Source organism: Ochrobactrum sp. SFR4 (assembly GCF_019730395.1).
Classification (GTDB): Bacteria; Pseudomonadota; Alphaproteobacteria; order Rhizobiales; family Rhizobiaceae; genus Pseudochrobactrum.
Map to the genome: position 1 here is coordinate 1 of NZ_JAAPBB010000320.1, position 381 is coordinate 381.

At 40.9% G+C, this 381-nt stretch carries 1 protein-coding gene; it reads right to left on the reverse strand.

Translation table 11 applies throughout. The features are described 5' to 3' along the window. Nucleotides 1-146: 146 nt before the first annotated feature. The coding region (locus tag HBA93_RS19175; RefSeq protein WP_221724361.1) for a hypothetical protein at nucleotides 147-381 on the reverse strand (235 nt) is incomplete at its 5' end.

Here is a 381-nt window from a genome sequence, read left to right on the forward strand (position 1 = left end):
ATTTATAGTGGCTTGCTTGGCAGTAACAGCCAAAGCCACCGTTTCGGCAGCACTGCAACACTACGGTTTTAAAGCATATAAAAATCCAAGGCTCCCTTTTACCGGAGCCTTGGATTCCAATGAATTAAACATTCAAAATGCAATATTTAAACAAAGGTAAACACTCTGCTTGCCTTAATGTTATTATACGAGACATAGAGAGTACCAGCCTCCCGCGTAGAATAGAATAAGTTGTTCCAAATACCCATTCTAACAATAAATTCCCCATTTGCATTGGTTCGCATTACAACTTCATTAATTGAGTTCGTCTGTGGAGAACCTACCTGCTGCAGACGCTCAGTTGCATTGTTAGCTATACCACTCCGATAACCAGAGCCGTAA